Source organism: Rhodococcus sp. FH8, from assembly GCF_019266085.1.
GTDB classification, from domain to species: domain Bacteria; phylum Actinomycetota; class Actinomycetes; order Mycobacteriales; family Mycobacteriaceae; genus Rhodococcus_F; species Rhodococcus_F qingshengii.
Window position 1 is genome coordinate 799,925 of the sequence record NZ_LPNQ01000057.1, and the last position, 23,120, is coordinate 823,044.

20 protein-coding genes are annotated in these 23,120 nt (G+C 64.0%); 6 read left to right on the forward strand and 14 right to left on the reverse strand.

The window, feature by feature from the left end; all coding sequences use genetic code 11:
• Window positions 1-178: 178 nt before the first annotated feature.
• Both ATN38_RS06475 and ATN38_RS06480 read left to right on the forward strand, forming a co-directional pair.
• Window positions 179-817, forward strand: a complete 639-nt coding sequence (locus ATN38_RS06475) for an FABP family protein (RefSeq protein WP_039973378.1) — start codon at window positions 179-181, stop codon at window positions 815-817.
• A gap of 144 nt (window positions 818-961) precedes the next feature.
• Window positions 962-2,002 carry a type IV toxin-antitoxin system AbiEi family antitoxin domain-containing protein gene (locus tag ATN38_RS06480; protein ID WP_218747733.1) on the forward strand — a complete coding sequence of 347 codons (1,041 nt, stop codon included), beginning with the start codon at window positions 962-964 and terminating at the stop codon, window positions 2,000-2,002.
• Window positions 2,003-2,235: 233 nt separating this feature from the next.
• On the opposite strand, the gene cydC is transcribed toward ATN38_RS06480, so the two are convergent.
• The 5 genes from cydC to ATN38_RS06505 form a co-directional block, all read right to left on the reverse strand.
• Complete coding sequence (gene cydC / locus ATN38_RS06485) at window positions 2,236-3,924, reverse strand: thiol reductant ABC exporter subunit CydC (RefSeq protein WP_218747735.1); 1,689 nt, start codon at window positions 3,922-3,924, stop codon at window positions 2,236-2,238.
• Window positions 3,914-5,602, reverse strand: coding sequence for a thiol reductant ABC exporter subunit CydD (gene cydD, locus ATN38_RS06490; RefSeq protein ID WP_218747737.1), 1,689 nt, complete (start codon window positions 5,600-5,602; stop codon window positions 3,914-3,916). Before cydD ends, cydC begins: the two co-directional genes overlap by 11 nt.
• 58 nt (window positions 5,603-5,660) lie before the next feature.
• The gene (gene cydB, locus ATN38_RS06495; protein ID WP_003939727.1) at window positions 5,661-6,704 is read right to left on the reverse strand and encodes a cytochrome d ubiquinol oxidase subunit II; all 1,044 of its coding nucleotides are present in this window, start codon (window positions 6,702-6,704) and stop codon (window positions 5,661-5,663) included.
• A gap of 9 nt (window positions 6,705-6,713) precedes the next feature.
• On the reverse strand, window positions 6,714-8,213 hold the full coding sequence (locus ATN38_RS06500) for a cytochrome ubiquinol oxidase subunit I (protein ID WP_007733830.1): 1,500 nt from the start codon (window positions 8,211-8,213) through the stop codon (window positions 6,714-6,716).
• Window positions 8,214-8,367: 154 nt separating this feature from the next.
• Window positions 8,368-9,231, reverse strand: a complete 864-nt coding sequence (locus ATN38_RS06505) for an aminodeoxychorismate lyase (RefSeq protein ID WP_007733829.1) — start codon at window positions 9,229-9,231, stop codon at window positions 8,368-8,370.
• A 79-nt stretch (window positions 9,232-9,310) separates the two neighbouring features.
• Here ATN38_RS06505 and ATN38_RS06510 point away from each other — a divergent pair, with 79 nt between their 5' ends.
• The 4 genes from ATN38_RS06510 (at window position 9,311) to ATN38_RS06525 (ending at window position 12,453) form a co-directional block, all read left to right on the forward strand.
• The gene (locus tag ATN38_RS06510) at window positions 9,311-10,432 is read left to right on the forward strand and encodes a folate-binding protein YgfZ (protein ID WP_007733828.1); all 1,122 of its coding nucleotides are present in this window, start codon (window positions 9,311-9,313) and stop codon (window positions 10,430-10,432) included.
• Window positions 10,429-11,097 carry an MOSC domain-containing protein gene (locus tag ATN38_RS06515; RefSeq protein WP_042451408.1) on the forward strand — a complete coding sequence of 223 codons (669 nt, stop codon included), beginning with the start codon at window positions 10,429-10,431 and terminating at the stop codon, window positions 11,095-11,097. Before ATN38_RS06510 ends, ATN38_RS06515 begins: the two co-directional genes overlap by 4 nt.
• The gene (locus ATN38_RS06520) at window positions 11,094-12,047 is read left to right on the forward strand and encodes an asparaginase (RefSeq protein ID WP_042451410.1); all 954 of its coding nucleotides are present in this window, start codon (window positions 11,094-11,096) and stop codon (window positions 12,045-12,047) included. The genes ATN38_RS06515 and ATN38_RS06520 overlap by 4 nt, the downstream gene beginning before the upstream one ends.
• A 202-nt stretch (window positions 12,048-12,249) precedes the next feature.
• Window positions 12,250-12,453: a DUF3073 domain-containing protein gene (locus tag ATN38_RS06525; RefSeq protein WP_003940337.1), complete on the forward strand. Its 204-nt coding sequence runs from the start codon at window positions 12,250-12,252 to the stop codon at window positions 12,451-12,453.
• Window positions 12,454-12,603: 150 nt separating this feature from the next.
• On the opposite strand, the gene purM is transcribed toward ATN38_RS06525, so the two are convergent.
• From purM to purL, 9 genes are all read right to left on the reverse strand, one after another.
• Window positions 12,604-13,683: a phosphoribosylformylglycinamidine cyclo-ligase gene (gene purM / locus ATN38_RS06530; RefSeq protein ID WP_003940225.1), complete on the reverse strand. Its 1,080-nt coding sequence runs from the start codon at window positions 13,681-13,683 to the stop codon at window positions 12,604-12,606.
• Window positions 13,684-13,890: 207 nt separating this feature from the next.
• Window positions 13,891-14,637, reverse strand: coding sequence for an AIM24 family protein (locus ATN38_RS06535; RefSeq protein ID WP_003939813.1), 747 nt, complete (start codon window positions 14,635-14,637; stop codon window positions 13,891-13,893).
• A 13-nt stretch (window positions 14,638-14,650) separates the two neighbouring features.
• The gene (locus ATN38_RS06540; protein WP_003939918.1) at window positions 14,651-15,328 is read right to left on the reverse strand and encodes an AIM24 family protein; all 678 of its coding nucleotides are present in this window, start codon (window positions 15,326-15,328) and stop codon (window positions 14,651-14,653) included.
• Window positions 15,329-15,331: 3 nt separating this feature from the next.
• A complete protein-coding gene (locus tag ATN38_RS06545; protein ID WP_003940441.1) occupies window positions 15,332-15,940 on the reverse strand; it encodes an AIM24 family protein in 609 nt (202 codons plus the stop codon).
• Window positions 15,941-16,084: 144 nt separating this feature from the next.
• Window positions 16,085-17,662, reverse strand: coding sequence for an amidophosphoribosyltransferase (gene purF / locus ATN38_RS06550; protein ID WP_003940541.1), 1,578 nt, complete (start codon window positions 17,660-17,662; stop codon window positions 16,085-16,087).
• Between the two features lie 170 nt (window positions 17,663-17,832).
• On the reverse strand, window positions 17,833-18,222 hold the full coding sequence (locus ATN38_RS06555; protein ID WP_007733822.1) for a sterol carrier family protein: 390 nt from the start codon (window positions 18,220-18,222) through the stop codon (window positions 17,833-17,835).
• Window positions 18,222-18,878, reverse strand: coding sequence for a CPBP family intramembrane glutamic endopeptidase (locus tag ATN38_RS06560; protein WP_042451413.1), 657 nt, complete (start codon window positions 18,876-18,878; stop codon window positions 18,222-18,224). The genes ATN38_RS06555 and ATN38_RS06560 overlap by 1 nt, the downstream gene beginning before the upstream one ends.
• Window positions 18,875-20,659 carry an alpha/beta-hydrolase family protein gene (locus ATN38_RS06565; protein WP_003940273.1) on the reverse strand — a complete coding sequence of 595 codons (1,785 nt, stop codon included), beginning with the start codon at window positions 20,657-20,659 and terminating at the stop codon, window positions 18,875-18,877. The genes ATN38_RS06560 and ATN38_RS06565 overlap by 4 nt, the downstream gene beginning before the upstream one ends.
• A 3-nt stretch (window positions 20,660-20,662) precedes the next feature.
• Window positions 20,663-22,951, reverse strand: coding sequence for a phosphoribosylformylglycinamidine synthase subunit PurL (gene purL, locus ATN38_RS06570; RefSeq protein WP_003940379.1), 2,289 nt, complete (start codon window positions 22,949-22,951; stop codon window positions 20,663-20,665).
• Window positions 22,952-23,120: the final 169 nt, after the last annotated feature.

The following is a 23,120-nucleotide window of genomic DNA, read 5'->3' on the forward strand; positions in this document are numbered from 1 at the left end:
CCGCGGTCTAAGATGTACCCGTGGTCATTTTCTTCGAGGTACTCCTCGCACTCGCATCCGTCATGATCGCTTGGTTCTCCGTGTACGTCGTGTACCGCTTGGTCACCGACGAGTCGTGAGTCAGGCTCCGGATTCAGGGTCCGACGCGACCGCTGACGATTCCGCCGCTGCAGGTGCCGTGAGGCGCGGCAGCGGGGACGAAGCTGTCGCCATCGCCGTCGAGCGCTCCAAGTCGACGGCGTCGCTCAACATTCCGACCCTGCCGGACCTTCCGTTGCCGGAGGACACCGCAAACCTGCGCCTCGGCCCGGACATCAATCCCGAACTCCTCGCGCTTCTCCCCCTCGTCGGTGTCTGGCGCGGCGAAGGTGAAGGACACGACGAGAACGGCGACTACGCCTTCGGTCAGCAGATCGTCATCTCGCACGACGGCGGCCCGTACCTCAATTGGGAGTCCCGGTCCTGGCGCCTCGACGCCGAGGGCAAGTACGTGAGCCCCGATCTGCGCGAGAGCGGTTACTGGCGCATGGGCGGCGACGGCATCCCGGGCAGCGTCAACCAGGAAGTGGTCGAACTCCTGCTCAGCCACAGCTCCGGTGTCGTCGAAATGTACTACGGGCGCGCACTCACCCAGGCGTCGTGGGAACTTGCCACCGACGTGGTGATCCGCAGCCAGTCCGGTGCACTGTACGGCGGCGCGAAGCGTCTGTACGGCATCGTCGAAGGCGGCGACCTTGCGTACGTCGAAGAGCGGATCATGTCTGACGGTGGCCTGGAACCGCGTCTCTCGGCCCGCCTGACGCGCTACATCGGCTAGTTCTGCTGTGCGCCTTTATTAACCCCCGGCGGTTAATAAAGGCGCACAGCAGATTCATCCACAGGCACCGACAAATTCCACAGGCGGGCTTCGGAGCGGCATCTTCGACCGATTCTTGTCGGTCCGCGATCTGACGGTATTCGCATGAGCTGCGACTACATCGATCCTGATCTCCGAAGACTCTTCGACTTCCAACACGGACTCGCGACCAATAAACAACTACGCCCTTTCGGCTATTCACCGCGGCGCATCCAACATCTGGTCGAATCGGGTCAATGGACTTCCGTCCTCCACGGCGTTCAATCCAGCACCAACGGCCCGCTCAACCGAGCAATGATTCTCGAGGCCGCCCTTCTGTTCGGCGGCGGAGAGACCTACCTGAGTCACCGGACGGCAGCTGAAGAGTGGGGACTCACGCACATCGAGTCCGAACTGCCGGTCCACATCACAGTCCGATACGGCAGATCCTCACGCTGTCAGAGGCCGACGGTCAGACCCGAACGCTCCCCGGCGCGCCCCGTTCCGTTGGGGTGGTCCACTGCCCATCCCGGAGTGATCGTTCATCGTTCACGCGCTCAGGCCCACATCGGCGTTGCCACTCAGCCTGCTCGTACTTCGCTGGCCGACACCGCAATTGACCTGGCGGTTGCAGAGCCGTCGGCTCGCGACGCCGCTCGTTCTCTGGTTCGCTCGGCCACGGCGTGCAAAGTGTCACGGATGGAATTGCGCACCCGAATGGAATGCCGCCGGCCGAGGCGATATGTCAAAGCGCTGTCCTCGACATTGGACCTGTTGGATCGCGGTGTCCAGTCGGTACTCGAGCATCGCTACGCAATCGAGGTCGAGCGAGCACACGGTTTGCCGGAAGCACGACGGCAATCGCCGGTCCTCGTCGATGGGAGAACTTTCTACGAGGACGTCGACTACCGCAATTGCGGTGTCGCACTGATCGTTCGACTCGACGGATTTGCCTTCCACTCTTCTCGGGCGACTGCGCTGCGGGATCGTCGGCGAGGAAACGCATCCGAACTGTCAGGCAACGCCACACTGGTCTTCGGTTGGGAGGAGGTGGAGGGGGCCTCGTGCCGAACTGCAGCCGAGGTCAGAGCGATCCTCGAGCGCGGTGGATGGTGGGGGCCTAATCCTTGTCCACGCTGTGCGCCTTTATTAACCGCCGGGGGTTGATAAAGGCGCACGGCACGAAGCGACCCCCGAGCCACACCCACGCTTTCGCGCGGATCCCGGTCGGACTGATCGGGGGCTCGGGGGTCGGGTGGCTGCCTGGGATTCGCCGGCCGCTCACGCGGTAAGTGAATTCCATCAGCGATTGCGGCTAGCTGGCAGCCACCTCACGCGTCCGTCTGTACTTCAATTTCAGACCACCTCCTTCCTTGTGTACAGGAGAAAGTACGCCCACTTCACGATGACGGCAACGTATTTTCCACAGAAACTTTTCCGACGCATATCACCTGGTCAGCTGGTGTGCCGTCCGGAAGTTGGTGGGTGACGACAACAACGGTTCGCGAAGAATCGACCAGCGTTGCGTCGCGACTGAGCAACTCGCGGAGCAACTGAGCGCCGGCCTCCGCGTCCATGTGCTCGGTCGGCTCGTCGAGCAGCAGTACCTCCGCGGGCGAGACGATCGCGCGTGCCAACAGCAACCGACGACGCTCACCGCCCGAAACCGCTCGCATGCCGCCGACCAGGTAGGTGTCGAGCCCGTCCGGCAGTTCCGACAGCCAGTCGCCGAGACCAACTGCGGCAAGTGCCTTCTCCGCGTCCTCGGCGGTGAGGTCACCGCGTGCGACGCGCAGGTTCTCGAGTACCGACGTCTCGAAGAGGTGTGCGTCCTCGGCGAAGTACCCCACGTGCCGACGCAGCTCGGCCGGATCGATATCCGAAACGTCCACCGAGTCAACACGAACTGTTCCCGCGACGGGCGGCAGCAGTCCCGCCATCGTCATCAGCGCAGTGGTCTTTCCCGATCCACTCTCGCCGACGACGGCAACACGAGCACCGCGAGGAAGGTCCACCGACAGCGGTTCGGTCACCTTTCCCCCGGGCCAACCCGCCCGCAACGCGTGCACACTCAGGACCCCGTCCTCCGGCCACGCACGATTTCCTTCAACGTGTTCGGCGTCGGCTCGATCGAGTACCGCCATGATGCGTGCCGACGCCAGCCGCGCCTTGGTCAATGCCACCGCCGCGCTGGGCAGTATCGCGGTTCCCTCGAAAGCCGACAGCGGAAGCAGTACAAGGATTCCCATGGACATCGGTGACATCTCGGTGGTTCCGTACAGCGTAATTCCGATCAGCAGGGCACCGAGGACGCTCACTCCGATTGCCAGGGGCGTGGCAGCGGCGGCAAAGGCACTCGGGACCGCCGCGCGATCGGTTGCGTCGACCACATCGTTCTCGGCGGACACAGCCTCGCTCACCGCCTGATCCAAGCGACCCGATACCCGGAGCTCGGCGGAATGGTCGAGGGCGGTCACCGCGGACTCACTGAATCGCGCTGCGGCAGCAGAACTGTCGGCCTCGGCGAGTCGAGCAGCACGAGCCGACAGCCAGGGTGCCGCGATCCCGGACACCGCCAGCGCAACGGCCAGAATGAGCGCGGCCGGAACCGAGATGAACAACAGGATTCCCACCGCAGCAAACGCGAGGACAATCGAGACCGCAATCGGGATCAGTGCTTTGACGACGACGTCGCCCAGTGCATCCACGTCGGCGCCCGTACGTGAGAGCAGGTCACCGCGTCGTAGTCCGGCTGCTGCCGCGGGATCTCCTGCGGCCAACTGCTGGTAGATCCTCGATCGCGCCGCGGTGGTTCCGCGCAACGCGACGTCGTGCGTCGTCAATCGTTCGAGATAGCGGAAGACACCACGTGAGATTCCCAATGCGCGTACGGCAACTACCGCAACACTGAGATCGAGAACGGGAGGCATCTCCCAAGCACGCGTGATCAACCATGCGGACAGCGCGGCCAAGGCGAGTGCGCTACCGAGTGTTGCCACACCCGCCGCTACCGCCGTCAGTACGCGTCGTGGCCGAAGTTCCAGTAGCCGCAGAGCACGCAGGAGCGGATCGTGAGTATCACGTCTCATGAGCGTGTACCTCGACAATCCGGTCAGCCGCGGCGAGCACACTCGGACGGTGGCCGATCACGACCACGGTGTCGCCGCGCTCCGCCCGTGCTCTCAGAGAAGCCAACACTGTGCCTTCCGAATCGGAGTCGAGGTGAGCGGTGGGTTCGTCCAGGACAAGAACTGCGCGGTCCGAGGCAAGCACGCGTGTCAGTGCTAGGCGCTGCCGCTGCCCCAACGACAGACCAGCACCGCCGACGCCGATCACGGTCTCGACGCCCGCAGGCAGCTCGGCCAGTACCGCGTCGAATCCCGTCGCAACAGCGGCGCGGGTCAGTGCTTGCGCATCGACGACCCCGGTGAGATCGAGATTTTCACGAACGGTGCCGGGTAGGAGGACCGGATGCTGGGGAAGCCAGGCCAACTGACTCCACCACGCGTGCTCGTCCAGGTCTCGGACATCGACGCCGGCGACCGTCACACGCCCACTGCTCGGTTCGATCAACCCGAGCAGCGCGTGCACTGCCGTCGACTTGCCGCAGCCGTTGGGACCGGTGAGCACAGTGATCGCCCCTGGGGACGCCACGGCGGAAAGTCGAGACGGCGCGACTCCCCCACGAGAGGCCACACCGAGGCCGTCGAAGACGATGTCGGCGCCTCGAGCGACCACCGTCGTGCTACCACCCTCCGGCGCGGCAGAATCCGCCTCGATAACCTCGAATGCCTTGTCGGCTGCCGCCATTCCGTCCTCGGCGGCGTGGAACTGGGTTCCCACCATCCGAAGTGGCAGGTACACCTCGGGGGCGAGGATCAACGCGACTATCCCCGGCTCGAGTGACATGTCGCCGTACACCAGTCGCAAGCCGATACTCACGGCCACCAACGCGACGCAGAGCGTTGCGAGCAGTTCCAGCACCATCGAGGACAGGAACGCAACGCGGAGGGCAGACATCGTCGTTCGCCGATGGGCGTCACCGAGTTCACGGACGCGCTCGGCAGGACCTTGCTGACGACCGAGCGCTCGTAGCGTCGGCAAACCGGCAAGGAGATCGAGCAGTTGCGAAGACAACGTGGTCATCGCTGCCAGCGTCTTCTCCGACTTACCCTTTGTCAGCAGGCCGATCAGAATCATGAAGATGGGGATCAGCGGCAGCGTCACGAAGATGATGACAGCAGACGTCATGTCCTGCACCGCAATGACTATCAGGGTGATGGGTGTCAGCGTCACCGACAAGACCAGGGCCGGAAGGTATCCCGTCAGGTACGGACCAAGGCCGTCGACACCTCGGGTGACCACGGTCGCGATCTCGTCACGCCGCGGATCCAGATCGCGAGGACTCATCGCCGTCGCCGACGTCAGCACGCCGTTCTTGATCTCGGCAACGACGCGAGTCGACGCCCGGTGCGCATACCTGGTCTGCAGCCAGGTCCCCAGAACTCGGACCGCCACAGCTGCGGCGAGAACAACCAATTCGGTTGTCCACGAGGAAACATCCACAGTTCGAGTGGTGATCACTCCGGCCAGCACCCGGCCGATCATGAGCGCCGCGACGATGACCATCACGACGTTCACCATCGACAGAGCAACAGTCAGGATCAGATAGCCGCGCGCAGAAGCGGAATGTCGCCACAGCCGCGGGTCGATCGGCCCCCGGCGACGCTCCCGAGTGGTGGGAGCGTCGCCTACTTCGATTGTCACGTGAATTCGACCGTCAGTTCTTTCGTGTTTCGAATGTGTCGTGATTCAGGGTTCGTGACTACCACGTCTTCTCCTTGAATCGCAGACCGATCGACGCCGGAATCTGCTTGGAGGAGATGCGCTGTCGGAACACCCAGTACGTCCAGCCCTGGTAGATGATCACCACCGGCGTCATGAATGCCGCGGCCCACGTCATCACCTTGAGCGTGTACGGACTCGACGACGCGTTCTCGATGGTCAGGCTGTACGCCGGATCCAGCGTCGACGGCATGACGTTCGGGAACAGCGAGGCGAACAGCAGCACGACGGTGGCGATGACGGCCACACAGGTGAGAACGAAGGCCCAGCCTTCGCGCTCGGCCCGCGTCAGGAAGACGACGCCGATCAGTGCCGCAGCAGCGGCAGCTACCAGAATCCACGTCCATCCCTTGCCGTAGGCGAGTTGCGTCCACAGAACGAATCCGCCGGCAACAGGAATAGCTGGAATTGCCAGTCGTGCAGCAATTTTCACGGCATCTTCACGAACCTCGTCGGCACTCTTGAGTGCCAGGAACACTGCACCGTGGAGAGCGAACACCAGCGCGGTGGTCAGACCGCCGAGCAGCGCGTACGGATTGAGCAGATCGAAGAATCCCGACTCGACCTGCTTGTCTGCGTTGATCGCCACGCCCCGAACGATGTTCGCGAAAGCCACGCCCCAGAGAACTGCCGGGACCCAGGAGCCGAAGATGATGCCCCAGTCGCAACGCTGACGCCATTTGTCGTCGTCGATCTTGCTTCGCCATTCGATGGCACAGATACGAACGATCAAGGCCACCAGGATGATCAGCAGCGGTAGATAGAACCCGGAGAACAACGTCGCGTACCACTCCGGGAATGCCGCGAACATCGCGCCACCGGCGGTGATCAGCCACACTTCGTTGCCGTCCCACACCGGGCCGATCGTGTTGAGCGCTACCCGTCGACGCGTATCGGCCGGGAGGTCACTGCCTCTGCCGACGATCGGCATGAGCATTCCGACACCGAAGTCGAACCCTTCGAGGACGAAGTAACCGATGAACAGTACTGCGACGAGCACGAACCATACTTCTTGAAGTCCCATGATCGCCTCCTAGTACGCGAACGACAGTTGTTTGGGCTTGTCCGGATCTTCCGGCTCATCATGATCTGTATCGCCCGGCGGATGCATGTCGTGCTCCAACGGGCCTTCCTTCGCGTACCGCACGATCAGCTTGAACCAGACGACTCCCAGCGCTCCGTACAGCAGGGTGAAGGTGATCAGCGAAGCCCAGACGGTAGCCGACGCGTGGTCCGAAACACCTTGGTCGACAGTCAGTCTGATCATGTCGACGCCGGTCGGGTTGGGATGCACCACCCAGGGCTGACGGCCCATCTCGGTGAAGATCCAACCGGCGCTGTTCGCCATGAACGGAGTGGGGATCGCGACCAGGCTGAGTATTCCGAACCACTTCTGGTCCGGGACCCGCCCCTTACGAGTGACCCACAGTCCCGCGAGAGCCAGTGCTGCCGAACCGGCGGCGAGGCCGATCATGGCGCGGAAAGACCAGTACGTGACAAAGAGATTCGGTCGGTAGTTACCCGGTCCGAAGTCCTGCTCCGCCTGCTCCTGCAGTTGGTTCACGCCTTGCAGTTCGACGCCGGTGAACTTGCCCTCGGCCAACCATGGAAGAACGAACGGCACCTTCAGAACGTGCGTCACGCTGTCACAGTTGTTGTGAGTGCCGATAGTGAGGATCGAGAAGTCCGGATCCATCTCGGTGTCGCACAGCGATTCCGCCGACGCCATCTTCATGGGTTGCTGCTGGAACATGAGCTTGCCTTGGACGTCACCGGTATAGATGATGCCGATTCCGGCCACGATCATGACGAGCAACGCGAATCGTGTTGCCGGGCGGTACATCGTCCGTGCGTCGGCTTCGAGGCGCTCGGCTTCGGCGGCCTCAGCCTGCTTGGCGCGGCGCATGTTCCGCACCATCCACCAACCACTGATGCCGGCGACGAACGTCGCCGCCGTCAGGAAGGCGCCGGCAACCGCGTGCGGGAAGGCAGCAAGAGCGGTGTTGTTGGTCAACAGCTCCCAGATACTGGTGAGCTCGGCACGACCCGTTTCAGGGTTGTACGTCGCACCGACCGGATGCTGCATGAACGAGTTGGCCGCGATGATGAAGAATGCCGACGCGTTGACGCCGATCGCCACGAGCCAAATGCACGCCAGGTGTACAAGTTTGGGCAGCCTGCCCCAACCGAAGATCCAGAGTCCGATGAAGACGGACTCCATGAAGAAGGCGACGAGGCCTTCCAATGCGAGCGGAGCTCCGAAGACGTCACCGACGAATCGCGAGTACTCGCTCCAGTTCATGCCGAACTGGAACTCCTGCACGATGCCGGTGGCTACACCGAGTGCGAAGTTGATGAGGAAAAGCTTGCCGAAGAACTTGGTGAGCCGATACCAGTGGTCCTTTTTGGTGACCACCCACATCGTCTGCATGATCGCGATCATCGGCGCAAGTCCGATGGTCAGCGGAACAAGGATGAAGTGGTAGACGGTAGTGATACCGAACTGCCACCTGGAGACGTCCAAAGTATCCATTGGCTACTCCGAGAGTAGGGCCCTGGGACAGGCTTCGGGGTTCGAGACGCGGGCAGTCGCTCGGCCCCTGCGGACACGGTACTGCTGTCCGGTTTGGACCGCAGGACTTTGCTACTACCAAATGTAGTAGAGACCTGTCGCGATTCCTATTCGCCTATCGCCCTGCTGAATCCGAATCAATTGCACGTTCAACCAATTCCGCGAATTCCCCGGAGACCTTCGGCTCTGGCAATGTGAGCCCGTCGAGTGTATGGACGCGTGCGGCCAGCGTGACGCTCGAAACCATCCACACTCCGTCGGCCGCAATCAAATCCGCAGGTCGGAGGGTTTCGTATCGGCAATCGAAGCGAGCACTGCCGGCAACGTCGAACAGGGCGCGCTGCGTAGTGCCCATCAAAATGCCCTGTGCGGGAGGCGGTGTGATCAAAGTCCTGTCCCGAACGATCACCACCGTCGAGCGTGGCCCCTCCAACACATTGCCCTCGGAACTGACGAAGATCACATCGTCAGCACCCAAATTCGCCGCATATCGAAGCGCTGCCATGTTGGTTGCGTACGACAACGTCTTCGCGCCCAGTAGCTGCCAGGGTGCCCGGGCAGAGAGATCGACAGAGAAACCTCGCTCGAGAGTCATCACCGACAACCCCGATTCGCGGACCTGTCTGACCCGATCGGCCACCGGACCGACCATCACGAAGGCTGTCGGCTTGTCACCGCTCTCACGGCCGCGGGTCAGAACAAGACGAAGAGCGCCTTCCTTCTCGGTCCCCCACTCCTCGGCAGCCATCTCGATCGCCAGACGCCAATCATCGAGAACGGGAGCGGGCAGACCGAGTGCCCGCGCGCTCAGAACCAGTCGACTCAGGTGTCCCTCGACCACCCGGGCGCGGCCGTCGCGTACCAACAGCGTCTCGAAGACTCCGTCGCCGCGCACCACCGCCAGGTCGTCGGCGTGCAGAAACGGTGCGTCAGCATCGAGCACCTCATGGTCGAGAGTCACCAATACGCGATCAGGCATGCCATCAACCCTAACGATCCGCCAAGCCGCCGGGGCCGCCCTGTAACCGCGATCCCGCCCACACTCCTAGACTGGTCTCGTGGTCGACAACGCTCTTGTGCCCAACAGCCCACTTCTGACTTCCCCCGGCGCGGTCACCGCACCGGACGGTTCGGCCGACATCGGTGTCGCGTGGCACTACGGCGATCCTCTCGGCGAACAGCGAACCGCGCAGCGCGCAGCAGTGGTGGTCGACCGCAGTCACAGATTCGTGATCGCCATTCCCGGCGACGAACGCCTCACGTGGCTGCACACGATTTCGAGCCAGCACATCGCCGCGCTCCCCGACGGCAAGAGTGCCGAGAACTTGAGCCTGGACGTCAACGGACGCGTCGAGCACCACTTCGTGCAGACGGACCTGGCAGGTGTCACCTGGATCGACACCGAGGCGAACCGCGGACCCGACCTTCTCTCCTTCTTGAAGAAGATGGTGTTCTGGTCCAAGGCCGAACCTCGAGACGGCAACGAACTCGCGGTCCTGAGCCTGATCGGACCCGAAGCGTCAACTGTCCTCGCCGCACTCGAGGTTCAGACACCCACCGAGGCCTACGACGCTCACGCCTTGGCCGACGGCGGATTTGTCCGCCGCATGCCGTGGCCTACCGAGAACTCTTTCGACCTTCTCGTCCCACGTGAGCAACTGGCAGCGTGGTGGACCAGGCTGACCGATGCCGGCGCCAAGCCCGCCGGCAGTTGGGCCTTCGAGGCACTGCGCGTCGAAGCGACGAGGCCTCGCCTCGGACTGGACACCGACGAACGGACCATCCCGCACGAGGTCCACTGGATCGGTGGGCCGGCCGAGCACGGCGCCGTCCACCTCGACAAGGGGTGCTACCGCGGTCAGGAAACCGTCGCCCGGGTTCACAATCTCGGCAAGCCCCCGCGCCATCTCGTCATGTTGCACCTCGACGGCAGCGCCGAAGCCGTCCCGGAACCGGGTGACCCGATCACGGCGGGCGGACGGGCCGTCGGACGCGTCGGGACCGTCGTCAATCATCACGAACTCGGCCCCATCGCACTCGCTCTGATCAAGCGCAACATCCCGGTCGACACCGAACTGATGGCCGGCCCCAGCGCTGCGTCCATCGATCCGGATTCGATCGTGGCGGACGACGCACCCCAGGCCGGACGTGAGGCTGTCAACCGATTGCGCGGAAAGTGACGGGCATGGTCGACGCGGTCTGCGTCGTCCACACCGAACGTGACAGTGGCGTCAGGCGAGTCCCCCGTACCGCGATCGACAAGCGTCCCGTCGACGGCCGCGTCGCGGTAGGACGACTCGGTCTGGGTGGCGACTACGTCTGCGACACCGAGTTCCACGGCGGTGCCTTCCAAGCTGTCTACGCGTATCAGCGCGACGAAGCGCAGCGTTGGTCGGACGAATTGGGCCGACCTCTCGGCCCCGGATGGTTCGGCGAGAATCTTCACATCAGCGGGATGCTCGTCACGGACGCCGTGATCGGCGAGCGTTGGCACATCACCGGAGCCGAGGCGTCGGACGTTCTCGAACTCGAGGTGACTGCTCCCCGCGTCCCGTGCGGCACCTTCGGCATCTGGGCCGCGGAAAAGGGCTGGGTCAAAAGATTCACCGAGCGGACCGACGTCGGCGCCTACCTTCGCGTCAACCGGACCGGCACGATCGCCGCGGGCGATTCGGTCACCCGAGTCCACGTACCGGATCACGGAGTGACTGTTCGAGAGGTCTTCGCCGGAACGGACCCTGAGCGGCTTCGACGGCTGCTCGCAGAACACACCGACCTTGCACCGAACGTCACCGCGCGCGTCCAGAGGTTCATCGAACAAGCAGAAGCGCAGGTGCACTCGTGAGTATCGAATTAGTGGAGGTGGTCCGCTCCGGATTCCGCGAATGCGTGCATCGCGGATCGGCCGTCATTCTCGGCGCCGACGGCGACGTCGTCGTCGGACTCGGGGAAATTCACACACCTATCTACCCCCGCTCGGCGAACAAGCCGCTGCAAGCCGTCGCTGCGCTTCGTAACGGCTTTGCACCCACCAGTCCGGAAGAGCTGGCCGTCGCGTCGTCCTCACATGCGGGCGAGGCCGATCACATCGAACTGGTCGCAGCGCTTCTCGCTCGCTACCAACTCGGTGTCGACCAGTTGCAGTGCCCCTCCGATCTGCCGGGCAACGAACTGGCCCGAGCCGAACTGATCGCAGCGGGCGAGCTTCCCAGCCCGATCTACATGACCTGCTCGGGCAAGCACTCCGCGATGCTCGCCACGTGCGTCGTGAACGACTGGCCGCTCGAGACGTACATGGAGCCGACTCATCCCCTGCAGCTCGCGATCCAGGAGACGATCTTCGATCTCAGCGGCGAGGAAGAGCAGGAACTCGGCATCGACGGTTGCGGCCTCCCGATCGTGCCGCTCTCGCTCACGAACCTGGCGCGGGCATTCGGACGCCTGCCCTCAGCTGAGCCCGACTCACCCGAACGAGCTGTGGCCGACGCGGTCCGCGAGAACCCCTTCCTCGTCTCGGGCACCGGCCGCAACGATCAGCGCCTGATGTCCGCCGTGCCGGGTCTGTTCTCCAAGACCGGATACGACGGCATCTACGCCGGAGCGCTTCCCGACGGTTCCGCTTTCGCCCTCAAGATCGACGACGGTCACGAGCGGGCGCTCCTGCCCTTGGCGGCAGCTCTGCTCAAGCGGATGAACACCGAGTGGACTGAGGAGTTGGCGGCTCTCGCATCCGCTCCGGTCTTCGGCGGCGACGCCCGAGTGGGGACGATTCGCGCAATTCCCGGAAACTTCTGAGCAGTTCTCACAAAGTTCTGACGAGTTCTTTCAGCATCCTGGCAGCTCGCGGCCATAGTGAGAGCAATCAGACACGGCGGTGAGGCCTTCGTGGAAGCGGAAGCGACTTTTCCACGCTAGAGTGTGTGTCAGGAAACTTACACACTCAAACGGGGCCGCCAAATTCCCCAGGCCGCCCCGCGAAAGCGCGAGGGGGTCAGCCATGGGCCGCGGCCGGGCTAAGGCAAAGCAGACCAAGGTTGCACGCGAATTGAAATACAGCGTACCGACCACGGATTTCGACAGCCTGCAAAGAGAGCTCGCAGGTGGATCGACCAACTCGCATCGGAGCAGTGTCCGATCGGACCAGACTTCCGATAGGGAAGGGCATGCGCGAGAGGACGACTACGACGACTGGCGGCGTTGACCGCGCACTGCCACCGCGCAGACTGTGAAATGAGGAAGAGCTGATCGCTCTTCCTCATTTTTGCGTTCGATTTTCCGCCTCGCGCCTACTTGTACGGACACACAAAACTGCCCCACCGGATCTCTCCGATGGGGCAGCTGGCGTTGCGGTCTAGAAGCGCGGGTGGTCTCCGGCCAGGAACGCACGCTCTGCAGCGGCGTCCGACGCCTTCTTGACGCTACCGAGCGTCCAGCAGTCGATGTGGCGTGCGGTGAGGACGGCAAGTGCACGGTCGACGTCCTCGGGTGCGACGACGGCGACCATGCCGACGCCCATGTTGAACGTCTGCTCCATCTCGGCGCGCTCGACGCGTCCGCGCTGCGCGATCATGGCGAAGACCGGAGCGGGGCTCCAGGTTCCGCGATCGAGTTCGGCGACCAAGCCCTTGGGCATGACGCGCGCGAGGTTGTTGGCGAGGCCGCCACCGGTGACGTGGCAGAACGTGCGCACGTCGGTCTCGGCAGCGAGTGCCAGGCAGTCCTTGGCGTAGATCTTGGTGGGCTCGAGCAGTTCCTCACCGAGCGTGCGGCCGAACTCGTCGACGTGTGCGCTCAGGTTCATGCGGTCGATCTCGAGCAGGACCTTGCGGGCCAGTGAGTAACCGTTGGAGTGCAGTCCCGAAGAACCCATCGCGATGACGACGTCGCCGGGGCGAACGCGATCCGGTCCGAGCAGCTTCTCGGCCTCCACGACACCGACGCCGGTGGCGGAGAGGTCGTAGTCACCGTCAGCCATGATGCCGGGGTGCTCGGCGGTCTCGCCACCGAGGAGAGCGCAACCGGCCTGGATGCAGCCCTCGGCGATGCCGCTGACCAATTCCGCGACGCGCTCGGGGATGACCCGGCCGACGGCGATGTAGTCCTGGAGGAACAGCGGCTCGGCGCCACAGACGACGAGGTCGTCGACAACCATGGCGACGAGGTCGAGTCCGACCGTGTCGTGCTTGTCCATCGCCTGCGCGACAGCGAGCTTGGTTCCGACGCCGTCGGTCGATGCGGCGAGCAACGGCTCCTTGTAGTCACCCTTGAGGGAGAACAAGCCGGCGAAACCACCGAGGCCACCCATGACCTCGGGGCGGCTGGCCTTCTTGGCCAGAGGGGCGAAGAGTTCCACCGCCCGGTCGCCTGCGGCGATATCGACTCCTGCTGCCGCGTAGGAGGCGCCTGCGGTGCGGTGACTGTCCTCGGTCATCGGGTTACTACTCCAGCCTTGTATTTCTCGCGAGCACGTATTGCTCGTGCACAGGTAAGTGGTCTTGCAATGTGAAGTGTTTGCAATCCTCGTGACGCGAGATGGATCGTTCGACTCGAGACCCAGAGCGCGCACACAAATACCGACGATTACGCCCATACGCTACCGGACCGGCCCCCTCGGTGAGACCTCGCGTACCCCGAGACGTCAGTTCTGCAGCCGCGCACCGATCGAGGCGTGCAGTGCGCGCAGACTGTTCTGCCCGAGTGCGACCGTCTCGGATTCGATGTGTTTGAGGAGGTGTCCGTCGTGGACGACCTTCTCGCTCGACTGGATCAGTACCGTCCCGGCTCCGGTGAAATCGAACTGGCGTTCTTCGCCGGTGTTCGCGCCGAACATGCTTCCGCGAACCGCGCCCAGGAAGCTCTGCATCCAGTCGGCATCGAAGTGGTGGGACGGCGACGGGCAGTCGGCCCAACCCACCAACGCCTGCGGGTCGATGCGGAGCGGCGGCTCCGCGAACATGACCGGGCCATTGGACGACGCCAGGAACTTGCCTGTCCCCAGTAGCGTCAAAAAGCCTGGGACGATGGACTGTTTGAGGTCCAGGCTGGTCTCGAAGGCGAGGAGATTGGCCGCGCGAATCGTGAGGTTGCCGTCGTCGAGGTCGTAGGAATTGATGTTGAATCCGCGGTCCCCGAGGATCAACTTGCCCTGTCCCTGAGCGAGCACCCAGTCGTCCGCGTAGAGCGGTGAAGAAAACCTGGCCGCGACGATCGCCGTCATGCTCGTGCGCCCGAGCGGCTCGAAGTTGATGTTTCCGTAGTACGCGATCATCGCACCCTTGGACGTGAACCACGGTTGTCCGGCCATCTCGACGCAGAAGGCGTAGTCGTTGCCCGGGACGTTGTCGTTGGCGGGCAGAGTTGCCGGATTGTGAATTTCGATACCCATGCTCTGTGCCCTCTCAGAACTTCTGCTCGGACGCCTGGACCCAAACGGTGCCGGCGCCGGTCATCTTCAGCTGGATGGACTCCCCCGAGCCCTTGCCGACGGCCTCGCGCCAGCCGACGTTCGCGGAGATGTCGACGTTGATCTGACCGATGTGGCACACGTATGCCTGCGGGTCGACGACGACCTGAGGATTGTTCGGACCGACCTGCAACGGAATCGCGCCCCCGTGCGAGAGGACCGCGACGCTTCCCTGTCCGTGCAACTGCGTCGTGAACAGCCCTTGACCGGTCATGGCGCCGCGTACCGCTCCGCGCACACCGCCCTGCGACGTGAGAGCGACTATCGAACTCTGGAGGTAGCCGTCGTGTGCGAGGAGTCGGTCGGCTTCGACGGTGAGCATTGACGACCCGTCGAGGTGGATGACCTCGACGTACAAGCCGGCGTGCCCGTAGAAGACCTCACCGTTTCCCTCGGCCGCCATCATGCGTGCGTGTTCGCCGGACATCATGCGGCCGGCCATCCCGGCGATCCCGCCCATGTTCGGCATGGCGCCGGGCCCACCGCCCATGCTGTGCGGGATGAAGCGGACGTCACCGGTGTAGTAGAGCATCGACCCGGTGCGGGCGAGCACGTTCTGGCCCGGCGCGAGGGTCGACTTGACGACCTTGCTGTTCACCAATTCCAACGGCATGGTTCAGCGCTCCTCGGGCTGGATGTAGACGACTCCGGATCCGTCGAATCGCAGCGAGAACGCTTCACCGCTGCCACCGCCGATCGCGGAGCGCCAGGTGACGTCGGTGACGAAGCTCTGGTTCAGCTGGCCACGGTGCGCGACGAATGCGTCGGGATCGGCAACCAGCGGATACTGCGGGCTGACTTCGAGCGCGATGATCGGTCCGCCCTTCGACAGCACGGCCACCAGACCGGTGCCGCTGACGACCGTCGTGAACAAGCCCTGTCCGGAACCTGCGCCGCGGAGGCCGGCAAATTTCACGTCGGTTCGCAGTTGTCCGACCAATGCGAGCAACTGTGACGCTTCCACGTGCAGAGCGTCGTTGTTGAGCTCGATGATCGTGATGTCCTGGGCATCGACCGCGAAATAGACGGTGCCTTGACCACTGACTTCCATCAGGGACAGTGATTCACCTGCCGCCTTCTGTTTCAGCGCGGCACGCAGCCCGCCACCACCGCCCATTCCGGCGTTCTTGAAGGTGATCGCACCCTCGTACGCCACCATCGAGCCGTTGATCGCTTTGATGGTGTCCCCCACCAGGTCTGCGACCAGGACCCGGTGCCCATCCATTCTCAGTTGCGCCACGGAGGGCACTATGCCAGATGCTCACGACGTATGCCGTGTCGTGGAACAGAAAGTCGTGAACAGAAAATCTGCCGCCCACATGCTGTGGACGGCAGATTCTCGGCTGTCGAATTTCAACGATTCTGATGTTCAGGGGCGGCTGAGCGCGCTCGCGTTGTCGTTGTCGCGAGTGGCCGTCGAACCTGCGGTGCTCTCGAGCATCCCCTCGAGGACGTTCTTGCCGATCGAGGTTTCCTTGGGAAGCGCGATCGGGTAGGTCCCGTCGAAGCACGCGGCGCACAGACGGCTGGCCGGCTGCTCGGTGGCGGCGATCATGCCTTCGGTGGAGATGTATCCGAGCGTGTCCGCTCCGATGGAACGACGCACACCGTCGAGCATTTCCTCGAACGTCGCATCCTGTCCGCCTGCGCCGTTGGCAATCAATTCGGCCGGTGAGGCGAAGTCGATGCCGTAGAAGCAGGGCCACTTGACCGGCGGCGAGGCGATACGGACGTGAATTTCAAGGGCGCCGGCTTCGCGGAGCATCCGGATGAGCGCACGCTGAGTGTTACCGCGGACGATCGAATCGTCCACCACCACAAGGCGCTTGCCGCGGATGACTTCCTTGAGCGGGTTGAGCTTGAGCCTGATACCGAGCTGACGGATCGTCTGCGACGGCTGGATGAAGGTACGGCCCACGTAGGCGTTCTTCATCAGACCCTGGCCGTAGGGGATGCCTGAGCCCTGTGCGTATCCGACGGCTGCGGGGGTGCCGGACTCGGGAACGGGGATGACCAAGTCACCTTCGGCGGGATGCTCGCTGGCGAGCAGACGGCCGATCTCGACGCGGGTCGAGTGGACCGAACGGCCACCGATGACGCTGTCGGGACGGGCAAGGTAGACGTACTCGAAGACACAGCCCTTGGGCGTCGGATTCGCGAAACGCGAGGAGCGGACGCCGTCGGCGTCGATCGCGAGTAGCTCACCGGGTTCGATGTCGCGAACGAACGACGCACCGACGATGTCGAGGGCTGCCGTCTCGCTGGCGACGACCCAACCGCGGTCGAGTCGACCGAGGCAGAGCGGGCGGATGCCGTGCGGATCGCGCGCTGCGTACAGCGTGTGCTCGTCCATGAAGGTGAGGCAGAACGCGCCCTCCAACGTGGGAAGCAATTCCATCGCGGCCTGTTCGATGGTGCTGTCGCCGGCAGCGTGTGCCAGGAGACCACCGATGAGGTCGGAGTCGGAAGTCGCGGCATTGGGGCGCTTGTCGTTGACCAGGCCGGCTGCACGGGTGCGGCTCGCGAGTTCAGCGGTGTTGACCAGGTTGCCGTTGTGGCCGAGCGCGATGCCGGTTCCGGCAGTGGTCGTACGGAAGATGGGCTGCGCGTTCTCCCACGTCGTGGAACCGGTAGTGGAGTAACGGCAATGTCCGACGGCGACGTGACCTGGCATCGCTGCGAGGGTCTGCTCGTCGAATACCTGACTGACCAGGCCGAGATCCTTGAACACCAGCACCTGGGAGCCGTCGGCTACCGCAATGCCGGCAGCTTCTTGACCACGGTGCTGAAGTGCGTACAGGCCGTAATAAGTGAGCTTCGCCACATCCTCTCCCGGCGCCCAGACGCCGAATACACCGCATTCTTCGCGGGGCTCGTTCTCGTCCTCGTCGGACGGGTTCGAAGCGAGGAGATTTGGACTGTTGACCGACAGATCGGCACGAGTCACCGGGCGCTCCCTTTGTGGGCAGGGGTTGGGGGGCATCCACAGTCTACGGCCATTTTGGGACTCACTTCCCCTGAGGGCTGCCTTGGCTCTCAGATCACGCCGAAGCGAACCGGATGGTCTCTCACTGTTACTGCGTCAACCACTCTGTTGCTGCGCCAACCCCTCTGTTGCTAGGTCAACCGCAGCAGTGGGAGCCAGTGCGCAATTTCGGGAGCGCGGCTACCTGAGGCGTCGACTCTTCCGTCACCTGAGGCCTCGGAGAACTCGAGCAGTCCGGTGACCATCTGCAACCACGTCCGAGCGTCCGTCTCGACGACGTTGGGCGGGGTTCCGCGCGTGTGACGCGGACCTTCGATGCATTGCACCGCAACAAACGGTGGGACCCGCACCTCGACGCTCGATCCGGGGGCGATCTGTTCGAGAGTGCGCGCACTCATCTTCACTGCCGCACCGAGTTCACTGCGAGAAGGCTTCGGCAGTTCCGGATCTCGAAGCCACGGGCCGACGGCCAGGACGGCGGCACGAAATTCGGCGGGGTCGACGGCGCGGCGGGGCGGCATCAGTTCACTCCATGTCTGCGAGTAGCGATACGAACGGCAAGTGCGCCACCGGCATTCGTGGCCAGGTGCAGCAGGGCGGGGGCAAGTACGCTGCCGCCACGGCGGTGCAGCCACTCGAACAGCAATGCCGAAGCGCCGGTGAACGCCACGGCTGCGGGAACGTTGTCGCCGGCACCGCGGGCGGGGGCGACGTGCCACAGCCCGAAGGTCAGTGCGTGAACAGCCTGCGCGGTCGGCCTGTTCAGTTCGCGGCTCCAGACGGCCGACATCGCGCTACGGAACAACAGTTCCTCGGAGAGCACCGTCCCGAACGGGATGTGCAGGATGATCCATTCGAGGAAGTCTTCGCGGCCGTCTGCTCGCTCGTCGGCAGCGAGAGTCGCGCGCAAGGACGGAACGGCCAAAGCGACGCTGTAGCCGGTGAGGACCGCCCCCGCCGCGGCTCCGCCGAACTGAGCACCACCACGAATGCCGGTGTGCGCCAAGCCGAGTTCCTCGCGGGTGTAACCACGTGCGAGTAGGACTCCGATCGCCGACAGACCGGCCGCGGTGTTGACCACGGCGCGGGCACGAGGCGAAAGACCGAATGCCGGAAGCACGACGTTGCTCCAGGTGATCGCGGTAGCGGAGAGCGCGATCGAGGCGACTCCCCTCACTTCTCGGGGCCCTCTGATTTCACGGCGACAACCAAAGCCGATCGCACCCGCTCGGTTTCTGCGGCCGTCCATCCCTCGGGCTGGGCAACGCTGATCCAGGCGTCCAGAACGGAGGTTCCGTAATTGTGACCATGGCCGTCCGGAACTCCCGCGGCGTTGCCGAGGTCGGCCGACACCTGCCAGAACGTCACGACCGGGAACCACTTCATCGACGGTGAGCGGTCGAATCCCGGTACTTCCTTGAGCCACTCGGGACGATTGAACATGAGGTCGGGCGACCACCACACCACCGGATCGGAAGGGTGCTGGACAAACAGAACTCGCGGCTCCGGCCACGTCATCCCGTCGGTCGGAATGTCTTCGGAGCGATCCGCGAACCGCACGCCGGCCAGGCCGTCCGCGTATACGGGCGCTACTTCGGGGGTGCCTGGATCGCGCCTCTTCTCGATCGAACGCCACAACTGCGTCGCGTTCGGTGGGCCAACCCACAGAATTCCGTCGGCGGTATCGCGCGCCGCCTGCAGTGTGTCGAAGGCTCCGGCGCCGGCCATGACGCCGAGGCTCTCGCCGTAGACCATGAACTTCGGCCTGGTGGCTTCCGGTTCCTGGAGCCATCTTTCGTGTACCCGCTCGATCAACAGGCGTCCGGCAGCTTGCGCCTTCTCCTGGTCGGCGAGGAACGAGATCCAACTCGGCAGGTACGAGTACTGGCTGGCGACAAGAGCAGTGTCGCCGTCATGCACAAGTTCGATTGCCTGTGCCGCAGTGGGATTGACCCACCCCGTACCCGTCGTCGGAATGACCACGAGGACCTTGCGTTGGAAGGCGCCGGTTCGCTCCAGCTCCTTGATGACCAGATCCATACGCTCTTCGGGATCTTCGGCGCTTTCAAGTCCGGCATATACGCGAATCGGATCCATCGCAGGCTTACCGGTTGCCGCTTCGAGTTCCTGCGCGTCGAGTCCGCGCGAGACGAAGTTTCGTCCCTCGAATCCCAATGTGTCCCAGGGAGCGGCTGATTCGGGGCTACCCGATTTCATCGGATCCTGCGGTTCGACGACGCCGTCGCGAGTGGTCGAGTTCTGCAGACTGAAGATCGAGTTGGTCGCTGCATAGATTCCGCGGACCAGGACGCCGTCGACCAGCATGAAGAACAGGACGGTGACAACAAGGACACCGACGCCATTGGCCACCGACCGTGACCAGTGGAACCGCCGCATCAGCTGTCGGGCAATCAGTTTCACCAGATCGTGGAGGACCCGCCAGATCGAGATGAGCAGGCCACCGACGAGCAGGCTCAGTCCGAGGGTTCGGATGTAGCCGGAAGTGGTCGTGCCTTCGGCATCGGTCAGTGCCGCGATTTCACGTTGCCACCCGGCCGCGTAGACCAGCATGATGATCGCCGCGACGATGGACGCGACCGGAACGAAGACCTTGATCGCGGAAGGCACCGGCTCGGGCAGTGGCCACCACCGTCGACCGCTGAGCAGGTATCGCTCGACAGCCCAACCGATCGCAGTACCGACGCCGTAGCCGATGGCCGAGTTGATTCCGCCGATCAGACCTTGGAAAAGCCAATCACGCGGCAACAGCGAAGGGGTCAACGACCAGCAGAAGAAGAACGCGGCAAACGCGATGCCGGTGAAGTCGAGTTTGAGGAGCCCCCACGCCCACTCGGTGAAGCGGTTGTCGAGCTTCTCGAGGGGTGCGGGAACAGCCAGCCGCAGGTGGTGTTCCTGCGGCTGGCTGTCAGAAGAAGTCAGTTCTCCGGAATCGACCATCTATCACCCGAACAGTGCGGGCAGCGTTCCCTCGAAGGCCTCACGGAGCTTGGCCATCGTGACGGAGAAGTGTCCCTGGACCTCGACGGAGTCGCTGCCCTCGTCGACGACCCCGATACGCGTCCACGGCAAGCCGCGGGCGGTGCACATACCGGTGAAGCGAGTCTCCTCGGTACGCGGAACTGCAACGAGGACACGTCCCGACGATTCCGAGAACAAGGTCACGAACGGATCGGCGCCCTCGGGAATCAGGATGCGGCAACCGGTTTCGCCGGCCAGCGCGGCTTCGACGACAGCCTGGGCCAGTCCACCCTCGGAGAGGTCGTGGGCCGCGGTGACGAGACCGTCACGCGAAGAGGCGAGCAGAATGTCGGCGAGCAGTTGCTCACGGGCGAGGTCGACCTTCGGCGGCACGCCACCGAGGTGACCGTGCTCGACCTGCGACCAGATGGAGCCGTCGAACTCGTCGTGGGTGTCGCCGAGCAGGATCAGCGTCTCGCCCGGCTCGAGTCCGAGGCCCGTCGGGATGCGGCGGTGAACGTCGTCGATCACACCGAGGACGGCAACCACCGGCGTCGGCAGGATTGCCGTGGATCCGGTCTGGTTGTAGAAGCTGACGTTGCCGCCGGTGACGGGGATTCCGAGGGTGGCGCAGCCGTCGGCAAGGCCGCGAACGGCCTGCTGGAACTGCCACATGACACCCGGGTCCTCGGGAGAACCGAAGTTCAGGCAGTTGGAGACGGCCTTGGGCGTTGCGCCCGTGACTGCCACGTTGCGGAAAGCCTCGGCCAACGCGAGCTGCGCACCGGTGTACGGGTCGAGCGCGGTGTAGCGGCCCGAAGCGTCGGTGGACAGTGCGATCCCGCGTCCGGTCTTCTCGTCGATGCGGATGACACCGCCGTCGGCGTTCTCGGCCAGGACGGTGTTTCCGCGGACGTAGCGGTCGTACTGCTCGGTGATCCACTTGCGGCTGCACAGGGCAGGCGAGGCGATCATCTTCAGCAGGGTCGCTTCGAGCTCGGCGTCGGTTTCGGGACGCTTCAGTCCGGCAGTCGTATTCGCGATCAAGGCATCCTGCGTTGCCGGACGCTCGACGGGGCGGTGGTAAACCGGACCCTCGTGCGCGACGGTGCGCGGGGGAACGTCGACGACGGTCTCGCCGTGCCAGGAGATGGTGAGGTGCTCACCGTCGGTGACCTCGCCGATGTCGGTGGCCAGGACGTCCCACTTCTTGCAGACCTCCATGAACGCATCGACGTTCTCGGGCGTGACCACGGCGCACATGCGCTCCTGCGATTCGCTCGAGAGCACCTCGGCCGGGGTCATTCCGGTGGCGCGCATCGGAACCTTCTCGAGGTTGATGTGCATGCCGCCGTCGCCGGCCGCGGCCAGCTCGGATGTGGCGCAGGACAGCCCGGCGCCGCCGAGGTCCTGGATGCCGACGACGAGGCCGGCCTTGTAAAGGTCGAGACAGCACTCGATGAGCACCTTCTCGGTGAACGGGTCGCCGACCTGAACCGCGGGCAGCTTCTTACGTCCGCCGGTGTCTCCACCCTCGTCGTCGAACGTCGCCGACGCGAGGACCGAGACGCCGCCGATTCCGTCGAGACCGGTGCGAGCACCGAACAGAATGATCTTGTTGCCCGCGCCCGAAGCGAAGGCCAGATGCAGATCCTCGACGCGCATGACGCCGGCAGCGAGGGCGTTGACCAGCGGGTTACCTGCATAGGACTCGTCGAACACCGTCTCGCCGCCGATGTTCGGCAGGCCGAGGGAGTTTCCGTATCCACCGACACCGCGCACGACACCGTCGACGACGCGACGGGTATCAGGGGCGTCAGCAGCACCGAACCGAAGCTGATCCATGACGGCGATCGGACGAGCACCCATGGCCATGATGTCGCGGACGATGCCGCCGACACCGGTCGCCGCACCCTGGTAGGGCTCGACGTACGACGGGTGGTTGTGGCTCTCGACCTTGAACGTGACTGCCCAGCCGTCACCGATGTCGACGACGCCGGCGTTCTCACCGATACCGGCCAGCATGTTGGCGCGCATCTCGTCGGTGGTGGTCTTGCCGAAGTATCCGAGGTGGACCTTGGAGGACTTGTACGAGCAGTGCTCGCTCCACATCACCGAGTACATCGCCAGTTCGGCGTCCGTGGGACGGCGGCCCAGGATCTCCTTGATGCGTGCGTATTCGTCGTCCTTGAGACCGAGCTCCTTGAACGGCTGAGCGGCATCGGGATCAGCCGATGCGTGCGTGACGGTATCGACCTGGTGAGCAGACACTGGAGAGTGGTCCCTTCCCTACGGGAGTCAAGAGGCAAGCCGGCGCGGAGCGGGACACCACGAATGTGCCCAACGAAAGAACGTGCCGGGGGACAGTCTATCGGTGTGGGCCGACGACTTCCGCAGACGGCAGCACCCGCAACACCTCCGGGCCTGCGAAGTATCGCCG

Bases quoted from the DNA above. Each gene is read 5' to 3' on its own strand.
- ATN38_RS06535 (WP_003939813.1), bottom strand. From the start codon at position 14,637: ATGGGTATCGAAATTCACAATCCGGCAACTCTGCCCGCCAACGACAAC.
- ATN38_RS06540 (WP_003939918.1), bottom strand. From the start codon at position 15,328: ATGCCGTTGGAATTGGTGAACAGCAAGGTCGTCAAGTCGACCCTCGCG.
- ATN38_RS06545 (WP_003940441.1), bottom strand. From the start codon at position 15,940: ATGGATGGGCACCGGGTCCTGGTCGCAGACCTGGTGGGGGACACCATC.
- ATN38_RS06505 (WP_007733829.1), bottom strand. From the start codon at position 9,231: ATGCCTGATCGCGTATTGGTGACTCTCGACCATGAGGTGCTCGATGCT.
- cydB (WP_003939727.1), bottom strand. From the start codon at position 6,704: ATGGGACTTCAAGAAGTATGGTTCGTGCTCGTCGCAGTACTGTTCATC.
- ATN38_RS06480 (WP_218747733.1), top strand. From the start codon at position 962: ATGAGCTGCGACTACATCGATCCTGATCTCCGAAGACTCTTCGACTTC.
- ATN38_RS06525 (WP_003940337.1), top strand. From the start codon at position 12,250: ATGGGCCGCGGCCGGGCTAAGGCAAAGCAGACCAAGGTTGCACGCGAA.
- ATN38_RS06500 (WP_007733830.1), bottom strand. From the start codon at position 8,213: ATGGATACTTTGGACGTCTCCAGGTGGCAGTTCGGTATCACTACCGTC.
- ATN38_RS06555 (WP_007733822.1), bottom strand. From the start codon at position 18,222: ATGCCGCCCCGCCGCGCCGTCGACCCCGCCGAATTTCGTGCCGCCGTC.
- cydC (WP_218747735.1), bottom strand. From the start codon at position 3,924: ATGAGACGTGATACTCACGATCCGCTCCTGCGTGCTCTGCGGCTACTG.
- purM (WP_003940225.1), bottom strand. From the start codon at position 13,683: ATGACCGAGGACAGTCACCGCACCGCAGGCGCCTCCTACGCGGCAGCA.
- ATN38_RS06565 (WP_003940273.1), bottom strand. From the start codon at position 20,659: ATGGTCGATTCCGGAGAACTGACTTCTTCTGACAGCCAGCCGCAGGAA.